This is a genomic window from Catenuloplanes indicus, from assembly GCF_030813715.1.
GTDB classification, from domain to species: domain Bacteria; phylum Actinomycetota; class Actinomycetes; order Mycobacteriales; family Micromonosporaceae; genus Catenuloplanes; species Catenuloplanes indicus.
In genome coordinates, this window is the sequence record NZ_JAUSUZ010000001.1 from 7,352,175 (window position 1) to 7,361,381 (window position 9,207).

General features: G+C 72.6%; 10 protein-coding genes. 6 read left to right on the forward strand and 4 right to left on the reverse strand.

Features of this window, described 5'->3' with window-relative positions:
• The first annotated feature begins 17 nt into the window (after positions 1-17).
• Positions 18-209: an MmyB family transcriptional regulator gene (locus tag J2S42_RS33220; protein ID WP_370879456.1), complete on the forward strand. Its 192-nt coding sequence runs from the start codon at positions 18-20 to the stop codon at positions 207-209.
• A 224-nt stretch (positions 210-433) separates the two neighbouring features.
• On the forward strand, positions 434-1,432 hold the full coding sequence (locus J2S42_RS33225) for a glycosyl hydrolase family 18 protein (protein WP_307245599.1): 999 nt from the start codon (positions 434-436) through the stop codon (positions 1,430-1,432).
• A gap of 54 nt (positions 1,433-1,486) precedes the next feature.
• On the opposite strand, the gene J2S42_RS33230 is transcribed toward J2S42_RS33225, so the two are convergent.
• A complete protein-coding gene (locus J2S42_RS33230; RefSeq protein ID WP_307245601.1) occupies positions 1,487-2,689 on the reverse strand; it encodes a cytochrome P450 family protein in 1,203 nt (400 codons plus the stop codon).
• A gap of 278 nt (positions 2,690-2,967) precedes the next feature.
• On the opposite strand from J2S42_RS33230, the gene J2S42_RS33235 reads away from it, so the two are divergent.
• Positions 2,968-3,645, forward strand: coding sequence for a GOLPH3/VPS74 family protein (locus J2S42_RS33235; RefSeq protein ID WP_307245603.1), 678 nt, complete (start codon positions 2,968-2,970; stop codon positions 3,643-3,645).
• Positions 3,646-3,816: 171 nt separating this feature from the next.
• Positions 3,817-4,545 (forward strand): SDR family oxidoreductase, encoded by a 729-nt coding sequence (locus J2S42_RS33240; protein ID WP_307245604.1) that lies wholly within the window; start codon positions 3,817-3,819, stop codon positions 4,543-4,545.
• 166 nt (positions 4,546-4,711) lie between these two features.
• Here J2S42_RS33240 and J2S42_RS33245 read toward each other — a convergent pair whose 3' ends face one another.
• Positions 4,712-5,053: a hypothetical protein gene (locus J2S42_RS33245; protein ID WP_307245606.1), complete on the reverse strand. Its 342-nt coding sequence runs from the start codon at positions 5,051-5,053 to the stop codon at positions 4,712-4,714.
• 306 nt (positions 5,054-5,359) lie between these two features.
• Positions 5,360-5,761 carry an SRPBCC family protein gene (locus J2S42_RS33250; RefSeq protein WP_307245608.1) on the reverse strand — a complete coding sequence of 134 codons (402 nt, stop codon included), beginning with the start codon at positions 5,759-5,761 and terminating at the stop codon, positions 5,360-5,362.
• A gap of 87 nt (positions 5,762-5,848) precedes the next feature.
• Between J2S42_RS33250 and J2S42_RS33255 the strand changes: the two genes are divergently transcribed.
• Both J2S42_RS33255 and J2S42_RS33260 read left to right on the forward strand, forming a co-directional pair.
• Complete coding sequence (locus J2S42_RS33255) at positions 5,849-6,796, forward strand: asparaginase (RefSeq protein ID WP_307245610.1); 948 nt, start codon at positions 5,849-5,851, stop codon at positions 6,794-6,796.
• A gap of 26 nt (positions 6,797-6,822) precedes the next feature.
• The gene (locus J2S42_RS33260; protein WP_307245612.1) at positions 6,823-7,437 is read left to right on the forward strand and encodes a formylglycine-generating enzyme family protein; all 615 of its coding nucleotides are present in this window, start codon (positions 6,823-6,825) and stop codon (positions 7,435-7,437) included.
• Here the strand turns inward: J2S42_RS33260 and J2S42_RS33265 are convergent, their stop codons facing one another.
• A complete protein-coding gene (locus J2S42_RS33265; protein WP_307245614.1) occupies positions 7,438-9,159 on the reverse strand; it encodes a CocE/NonD family hydrolase in 1,722 nt (573 codons plus the stop codon).
• Between the last annotated feature and the right edge of the window lie 48 nt (positions 9,160-9,207).

The window sequence follows — 9,207 nt, forward strand, 5'->3', positions numbered from 1 at the left end:
CGCCGGCCGCCCGGGGCATCCGATCGACGCCCCGGGCGGCCACCGGGCCGGAGTTCGGCCGCCGGTGGGCGCGTCGCGACGTGGCGGTACGGCGCCGAGAACTCAAGCGCTTCGTCGACCCGGTGCGAGGACTGTTGAGCTACGACTGCCGGGATCTGCTCAGCGAGGACGGCCGGGTACGGCTCAACTGGTTCACCCCGATCCCGTGACGCCGGCTCGGCCGCAGGCCGGCACGTGTGCCTGCGCGCCGACGGCAATGGGTGGGGAAGGGGCGTGCCGACCGGTTCACAAAAGCGACACGTCTCACAAACATCGACAAAGTCGAACTATCGCCGCCGTGCCGCTCGTCCCGGGTGAAGAGCGAGCGGCCGTCGCGTACCCCGGGTGACGGTTTCCGCTCGTGCCAGTCCATCCCGCAGAGAGGCGTTCACGCATGGCATCCCGTCGCCTATGGGCCTCCGTCACGGCTCTGGCCGTCGCCGTCACCGGCACCGCACTCGCACTGTCGACCGCCGGCACCTCCGGCGCGGAGGTCCAGCCCGCCGCCGCGGCCGCGGCCCTGCCGGACGGCTTCAAGCACGTCGGCTACTCCACCGCGTCCGGCGGCACCGCCGCGGCCATCCCGTACGACAAGCTCACCCACGTCATGTACTCGTTCGCACGTCCCAACGCGGACGGCTCGCTGCAGCCGCTGCAGAACACCGCGAAGCTCGAGCAGATCGTTCAGCTCGCCCGGCCGCACGGGGTCAAGGTGATGATCGCGGTCGGTGGCTGGATGGACGGCGACGACTCCGCGTTCGAGACGCTCGCCGCCACCCCGGAGGGCCGCGCGCGGCACGTCCAGGCCCTGGTCGGCCTGGTCGACCAGTACGGCCTGGACGGTGTCGACATGGACTGGGAGTATCCGGATCCGGGGGTGTCGGCCGAGCGGTTCACGCTGCTGATGAGCGAGCTGAGCACCGCGCTGCACGGCCGCGGCAAGCTGCTCACCGCGGCGGTCTCGTCGAAGAACGCGGGCTCGGGCGTGCAGCCGGAGGTCTTCGCGCTCGTCGACTTCCTCAACATCATGACGTACGACGGCGGGACCCCGCACGCCAACGTCGACTGGACGGTCGACGCCGTGAACTGGTGGAAGGGCCGCGGTCTGCCGGCCGGGAAGGCCGTCGTCGGCGTGCCGTTCTACAGCCGGCCGAGCTTTCTCACGTTCGCGGACCTGGTCGCGCGCGACCAGGCCAACGCCGACCGTGACTGCGTCGTCGTCAACGGCAAGGACGAGTGCTACAACGGCCTGCCGAACCTGCGTACCAAGACCAGCTGGGCACTGGCGAACGCCGGCGGCATGATGAACTGGCAGCTGGCGATGGACGCGACCGGCACGTACTCCGCCGTCACCGCGATCTACGAGACCGCGACGGCGGCTTCGGGCAGCTGACCGGCTGCGCGCCGGTGGCCCGGGCGGGCCACCGGCGCGCGATCGTCGGGCGCGTCACCCGGCCGTGAGGCGCACCGGCAGACTGCGGGGGCCGCGCATCATGCCGCCCGGGATCCATGGGATCTCCGCGACCGGGCCGGTCGCCCGCAGGTGCGGGAAACGGCGCAGCAGCTTGCCGATCGCGGTGGCGGCCTCCAGCCGGGCCAGCGGCGCGCCGAGGCAGTGGTGGATGCCGTGGCCGAACGCGAGATGCCGGGGCACGGCCCGGGCCACGTCGAGCCGGTCCGCGGGTGCGCCGCCCTGCTGCTGCGGCGCGTCCCGGCTCGCCGAGCCGAGCGCGACCACCACCACGTCGCCCTTGGTGATCCGTACACCGTCCAGGTCCAGGTCCGCGTGGGCGTAGCGGAACGACGACTGTTCGACCGAGGGGTCGTACCGGAGGAACTCCTCCACCGCGTTCTGGATCAGCTCCGGCCGGGCCCGCAGCAGCTCGGCCTGCCCCGGCTGGCGCAGCAGCGCCACCACCGCGTTGCCGATCAGGTTGACCGTGGTGTCGTGACCGGCGATCACCAGCAGCGCGGCCGTGCCGATGAGCTCCTCGCGGGTCAGCCGGCCGTCCTCCGCGTTCTCCTCCTGCGCCAGCGCGGAGAGCAGGTCGTCGCCGGGCCGGGCCCGTTTGCGGGCGACCAGCTCGGCGAGGTACCCGATCAGGCTCGCCGTGGCCGCGCGCTGCTGCTCCGACGGCGGGCTCAGCGCCAGGCTGGACCAGCCCCGGAACTGGCCGCGTTCGGCCCCCTCGGGCACGCCGAGCAGCTCGCAGATCACCGTGATCGGCAGTGGCTCGGTGTACGCCGCGACCAGGTCCACCTCGTCGTGCTCCCGCATCGCGTCCAGCAGCTCGTCCGCGATCTGCCGGACCCGGGGCGCCAGGTCCTGGGTACGGCGCGGGCTGAACGCGCCGGCGACCAGGCGGCGCAGGCGGGTGTGCGTGGGCGGGTCCGACTCCAGCATGTTGCCGCCCAGCCCGACGCCGGCCCGGTGCGCCGTGAAGCCGATGCGGGCGAGCGCGTCCTCCGCCGGCGCCGGGTCCTTCAGCAGGTCCGGGTGCGTCAATGCGGTCCGCGCCGCGTCGTAGCCGACGACGATCCAGGCCTCCACCCCGCTGGTCAGCCGCGCCCGGTGCACCGGGCCGTGCTCGCGAAGTTGCGCATATCGGTGGGGGGAGTCCGCCTTGAACTCCGGCGTGACGACGAGCATACGGGTCCTCCTGAGCCGGGCGACTGTACACAGTGGAGACGGCTGGGGTGGCTTCGCGGTTCATTTCCGCATCCCGATGTGTTGCGGTCCATCTAGGTATGCCTAATCTTTCCGTCTCCATGGTCCGCTCAGTACGTTTTATCGGGCAATATGGGTATTGCGAGCCTTGTGGTGAGCCAATAGCGTCCTAGGGAATGAGGTCAATGCGTCCGCCGTCGGCGGTGCGTGACCGCTCCGCCGCCCCGGGCGGCATCCCGCGAGCCTGGAGGAGATGCCACATGCTGATCGTCGAGGACCTGCTGCTGCTCCTGCTGGACGACGAGACCGGCACGCCGGCCAAGGCCGGGACGCTGCCGTACACGCTCGGCGGCGCCGTCCTGGTCGAACTCGCGATGCTCGGCCGGATCGACGTCGAGGGAGCCGGCTCGGTACTGACCGGCCCGAAGGTCGTCGCCGTCGGCGACGGCCCGCTGCCGGACCCGCTGCTGCAGGCGGCCTACGACGAGATCGCCCGCAAGCCGCGGACCGTGCAGACGCTGCTGCTCGCGATCGGCGGCGACCTGTGGACGACCGTGACCGGCCGGCTCGTCGAGCGCGGCGAGCTGCGCCGGGAGAGCAAGCGCGTACTCGGCCTGTTCCGGACCACGCGGTTGCCGTCCGTGGACACCGGCCACGAGGCGCAACTCCGCGCCGCGATCCGCGCCGTGCTGGTCGACGGCGCGGAGCCGGACGCGCGTACCGCCGCGATCACCGCGCTGCTGTCCGGCAGTGGCGCGCTGCCGGAGCTGCGCCCACGGCTCGCCTGGTCCGGCGACGTCCACCGGCGCGCGAAGGAACTGGAGAAGGGCCACTGGGGCGCGTCCGCGGTCGGCACCGCGGTGGCCCGCACCACCGCGGCCGTCGCGGCCGCCAGTGCCGCGGCCACCGCGGCCGTCATCACCACGGTCACGACCTGACCCGGCCGGCCGGGCCCCGCCGCACCGGAAGCGGTGTGGTCTTCCGGCACGCTGACGGACCCCGGACGCCGGGTCGGTCAGCGCGCCGGCGCGGAAGTCCAGCGCGGGTGTGCCGGTCGGCGATGGTTCCGATGTCGCGACGGCGCACCTCCCGGCCGTACCGTCGTGCTCATGAAGGTCTGTGTGGTCACCGGCGGGACGCGAGGGATCGGCGCGGCGATCGCGCGGGCGCAGGCGGGCGTGCCGGGGCGGGCGCTGGTGCTGGGCTATCGCGGCGACCATGCGCGGGCGCGGGCGATCGTGGCGGAGCTGGACCGGCCGGACAGTCCGGTGCGGGCGGTGGCCTGTGACGTGGCCGTGCCGGAGCAGGTGGGCCGGCTGTTCGCGGCGGCGGACGAACTCGGCGAGCTGACCGGCCTGGTGAACAGCGCGGCCGTGCTGGAACGGCAGTGCGGGTTCGACGAGATCAGCGCGGACCGCTGGGCACGCATCCTCGGCGTGAACGTGATCGGCCTGGCCACCTGCTGCACCCACGCGCTGGACCGGATGCGCCGCGGCGGCGTGATCGTCAACCTGTCGTCGCGGGCCGCGGTACTCGGGGCGCCGGGCGAGTACGTGGACTACGCGGCCAGCAAGGCCGCGGTCGACACGATCACCCGCGGCCTGGGGCTGGAGGCGGCGGCGCGCGGCATCCGCGTGGTGGGCATTCGGCCGGGCGTCATCGATACCGAGATCCACGCATCCGGCGGCGACCCGGATCGCGCGAAACGTGTCGGCCCGACGCTGCCGCTGGGCCGCGCGGGTACGCCGGAGGACATCGCGCGCGCCGTCACCTGGCTGCTCTCCCCGGCCGCGGACTACATCACCGCGACTACGATCGACGTCTCAGGCGGCCGCTGACACCCTAGAACCAGACAAAACCCGCGTCGGAAATATCGCCACATCTAGCGCCGCCTTCAGGCGTCGGTCTCCGCGGGAATCCCGCCTTCTCGGCTGAGTGATCAATCAGTGGTACAAAAAGGAGGTCAACTTCGATATTCGATCTCCCTTTTGCACCACTGATTGATCACTCAGGGCTGGCGGCGCCGCCTTCGCGCCGGGCCGGCGGGGAGCCGCCGGGCGCCTCGCCCCCCAATATCGCGATATTTCGGGCGTGAGGTGCGGCAGTCGCCGGCTTGGAGGTGCGGTGCGAGAACCGCACGCCGCTGCTCGCAGCTTCCACCCGTGCGAAACGGGCCACCACCACACCTGGATCTTCGATCCCCGGCACGGATGGAAGATCATCCTGGGTATCGGCCCGCGGTGGCGAGCGAAACGCGCGGATCACCAGCACCACGGCCTGCACCGCCGGCATTGATGCGAGACCGGCGACGTGCGAAGCACGCGCGACCACCGGAAGTGCGGACATGCACCGCCGGCCTCGGTCCGGGGTGGCGTGCGAACACGCGACCGGGGCAGTGTGGGTTTGCTCTGCCGGTGTTTGAGGCGGGACCGGCAGGCGGGAGCGCCGGCGACGACCGGTGCCCCATGCCGCTCAGCTCACGTTGATCACGGGTCCTGGCCAAAGCACCCCACCGCGTCCGCCCCCGGCCCGCCGAACCGCACGGGACGGCATCTGCGCCGGTCGGGGACTCGCGGCCTCACCAGGTCCGATTCAAGATCGAAATATGCTGAGTGGCATTGGGCGCCGGTCCCGCGTCGCAAGGGCGGGAACCTAGCGGCGCTCGGCTGCGAGGCGGGCGAGTGCGCCGGCGTGGTGCTGGATGACGCGGCCGTTGACCCGGGCCCAGAACGGGTCGAGCAGGCTGGGGCGGCTGCGGAACGTGGCGTGCCAGCGGATGCGGGAGCCGCCGTCCGGGGCCGGTGTGACCTCGATCGTGGCGCGGTAGTCGCGCCACAGCGTCTCCGAGGTCTCGACGTAGCGCAGCGAGCGGTCCGGCACGACCTCGGTGACCCGGATGACGGTCCGGGGGCCGCCGCCGAGGATCCACTGGTCGCCGTCCGGCCGGATGCTCGTGATCGCCTGCCAGGACGGCCAGGTGGTCAGGTCGGCGACGAGGGCGAAGACGGCGGCGGGCGGCGCGGCGGAGACGGCCTGGACGTCGTAGGACGACATATCGGTTGTTCCTCCCGCAAGCGGCATCGAAGTGCGCAGACGTTAGCTCCGCGTTGAATGATCGGCAACTCCGGTAGCGTGTGGATCATGAGTGACGGGTATCGGGGCGGGGCCGTGCTGGCCGAGGTGGTGCGGTCCGGGTTCGCGGAGAGTGTGCACCGTGGGTCGGTCGTGGTGCTCGACGCCGGTGGGGCGCCGGTCGCGGTGCGCGGCGACGGGCGCGGCCCGGTCTTCCCGCGGTCGTCGAACAAGCCGCTGCAGAGCGTCGGCATGCTGCGCGCCGGGCTGCGGCTGGACGACGACGCCGATCTCGCGCTCACCTGCGCCAGCCACTGGGGCGAGGACGTGCACGTGACCCGGGTGGAGCGGCTGCTGGAGCGGCACGGGTTCGCCGGTGCGGACCTGCACTGCCCGCCGGACCTGCCGGCCGGCCCGGCCGTGCGGGACGAGGCGCTGCGGGCCGGGCAGGCGCCGACGCGTACCCGGATGAACTGCTCCGGCAAGCACACCGGCATGCTGCTCACCTGCCGGGCGGCGGGCTGGCCGACGGACGGCTACTGGGAGCCGGCGCACCCGTTGCAGCGCACGCTGCGGGCCACGGCGGAGGAGCTGACCGGCGAGCCGGTCGCGGCCGTCGGCGTGGACGGGTGCGGCGCGCCGGTGTTCGCGTTCTCGCTGACCGGGATGGCGCAGGCGTTCCTGCGGCTGGTGCACGCGGCGCCGGGATCGTTCGAGCGGCAGGTGGCGGACGCGATGCGCGCCCACCCGCGGCTGATCGCCGGGACCGGCGCGTTGGACACCGTGATCATGACGGACGTGCCGGGCCTGCTGGCCAAGGGCGGCGCGGAGGGCTTCGCGGCGGTGGCGGTGCCCGGCGCCGGCGCGGTCGCAATGAAGATCGACGACGGGAACATGCGCGCGATCCCGGTGGTGCTGCGGGCCGCGCTGGGCGCGCTCGGCGTCGCCTGGACCCCGCCGCCGTCGCCGGTACTGGGCGGCGGGCACATCGTCGGTGAACTCTCGTCGACGTGGTAGCAACACGTTCGCTCTAAAATGCTGCGATGGACAACTCCGAGCGCATGATCGCGGTCCCGGCGTGCGAGGGCCTGGAGTCGTTCCGGCTCGCGGCGCTGCCGGTCACCCGCGGGCTGTACGCGGAGATCATCGGACGCTGCCCGGCCGGCGGTGGCGACGACCGGCTCCCGGTCACGGACGTGACCTGGTGGGACACGGTGCTGTTCTGCAACGCGCTGTCCGCACGTGACCGGCTGACCGCGGTCTACCGGGTCGAGGACGGCCGCGTCACCTGGGACCGGGGCGCGGACGGCTACCGGCTGCCGTCCGAGGCGGAGTGGGAGCACGCGTGCCGTGCCGGGACCAGCGGGCCGCACTACGGCCCGCTGGACGAGGTGGCCTGGTTCCGCGACAACTCCGGCGACCGGCTGCGCACGGCCGGTGACAAGGTCCCGAACGCGTGGGGCTTCCACGACATGCTCGGCAACGCGTGGGACTGGTGCTGGGACGTCTACGACCCGCGGGCGCTCGGCGGGTACCGGGTGCTGCGCGGCGGCGGCTGGTTCGACGAGCGCTGGAGCTGCCGCGCGTCGGCCCGCCGCCGCAGCCACCCGAGCCTGACGCTGGACGACGTCGGGTTCCGGGTGGCCCGCAACGCCTGACTACCGGATCGGCAGCTGGATCGTGCTGCTGACCGGCCGCACCGACACCCGCGTACCGGGCAGCGGCCGCAGCGTGTAGTCGTAGTCGGTGGAGATGACCACCACGCCGAGGCGGTGCCCGGCCGGGATCGTCCGGTCCACCGGCTGCATGTCCCAGCGCAACCGGTACGTCTTGCCCGGTGTGACCGGCTCCGAGCGCCACACCGACCGGCGGTTCTGCGGGTCCGTCCAGCCGCGGGTGAGGATCGTGGCGGTCCCGTCCGGCGCGTAGGAGACGAGCAGCGCGGTCAGGTTCGCCGCGGTCCGGTCGATGCTGACGTCCGCGGTGATCCACGGCGTACCGCTGAGCCGGGTGTCCGTCGTCAGGACCGGCAGCCGGTACGTCAGCGCGTGCTCCGGCTGCGACAGCAACTGCTCCGCGGTCTGCGTCCGCCCGTCGTCGACCAGCGTGTCCGTCCGCGGCCGCCCGGTGGCCAGCGGATACGTCATCGCGCGGGTCCCCGGCACCGGCCACGCCGTGGCCGTCTCGGTGACCGTGCACGCGTCGTCCTCCAGCGTCACCGGCGCCTCGTCCTCGATGCCGCTGTCCACCCGGTACAGGTAGTGGTCGACCCAGCGGTGCATGGCCGGTGCGAACTCCGGCGCGCAGGACGAGCCGTGCCCGCGGTCGTAGAGCCAGAGCTTCTTGTCGCCACGCAGCGCGTCCCACAGCTGCACGCCCTGCTTCGGCTTGACGTTCCAGTCCTGCAACCCCTGCACCACGAAGACACTGGCCCGGATCTTGTCGGCCTGCGCGGTGTAGTCGCGCGCGGCCCACACCCGGGAGTAGTCGCCGGTGACGCGGTCCTGGTTCTCGGACAGCCACGCCATGTTCGGCGCGCACGCCTCCGGGTTCGCGCGGCTCAGCACGTACTTCGCCATGATGTCCAGGTCCTCGCCCTGCCACCCGCCGGGCGCCACCACCAGGCCGTTCGCCCGGTAATAGTCGTACCAGCTGGTGACCGCGGACATCGGGATGATCGTCCGGAGCGCGGACCGGCCGGTGATCGCCGCCATGATCGGCAGCGTGCCGTTGTAGGAGACGCCGTACATGCCGACGCTGCGCGCGGACCAGCGTGCGGAGACGACGTTGCCGTCCGCGTCGAACGCGCGCCCCTTGCCGTCCAGCCAGTCGACGACCGCGCGGGTGGAGGCGATCTCGTCGGGCCCGCCCGCGTCCGGGCAGCCGGTGGAGGTCGCGGTGCCGATGCTGTCCATCGCGATCATCGCGTACCCGCGGGTGGTGTAGTACTCCCACGTGCTGACCGCGGCCGGCGCCGCGTTCAGGCTGGTCAGCGCGCGGTTCGCGGCGACCGCGGCGGCGGACCTGGCGTGGACGCCCTCCTGCGGCAGCCGGTCCACGTCGACGCTCGGGTAGGGCACCTCCGGCGCGACCCCGCCGTACGGCGTCGGCATGATCAGCGAGGCGACGCGCAGGCCCGCCGTCGCGGTCTCGCCGGGCCGGGTGATGTTCAGGTGGATCCGGTCCCGGACGCCGTCGCGGTCGTTGTCGGTCGGCGACTCGACCCAGACGTCCTCGTTGATCGCGGTCGCGTAGTCGAAGACCGGCTGCGTGGCGCCGTCCCGGACCACGATCGTCGGGTGGCCGCCGGCGGCCTGCGCGGGTGACCCGGCGGCGACCGCCACCAGGACCAGAGAAGCGGCGATGACGGTACGTACCACGCGTCCTCCACCCAGGTAGGGAGATGTCTCGATGCTCTCCGCACGCTA

Coding starts and splice junctions, on each gene's coding strand:
- J2S42_RS33225 (WP_307245599.1), top strand. CDS start 434: ATGGCATCCCGTCGCCTATGGGCCTCCGTCACGGCTCTGGCCGTCGCC.
- J2S42_RS33230 (WP_307245601.1), bottom strand. CDS start 2,689: ATGCTCGTCGTCACGCCGGAGTTCAAGGCGGACTCCCCCCACCGATAT.
- J2S42_RS33235 (WP_307245603.1), top strand. CDS start 2,968: ATGCTGATCGTCGAGGACCTGCTGCTGCTCCTGCTGGACGACGAGACC.
- J2S42_RS33240 (WP_307245604.1), top strand. CDS start 3,817: ATGAAGGTCTGTGTGGTCACCGGCGGGACGCGAGGGATCGGCGCGGCG.
- J2S42_RS33245 (WP_307245606.1), bottom strand. CDS start 5,053: ATGTCCGCACTTCCGGTGGTCGCGCGTGCTTCGCACGTCGCCGGTCTC.
- J2S42_RS33250 (WP_307245608.1), bottom strand. CDS start 5,761: ATGTCGTCCTACGACGTCCAGGCCGTCTCCGCCGCGCCGCCCGCCGCC.
- J2S42_RS33255 (WP_307245610.1), top strand. CDS start 5,849: ATGAGTGACGGGTATCGGGGCGGGGCCGTGCTGGCCGAGGTGGTGCGG.
- J2S42_RS33260 (WP_307245612.1), top strand. CDS start 6,823: ATGGACAACTCCGAGCGCATGATCGCGGTCCCGGCGTGCGAGGGCCTG.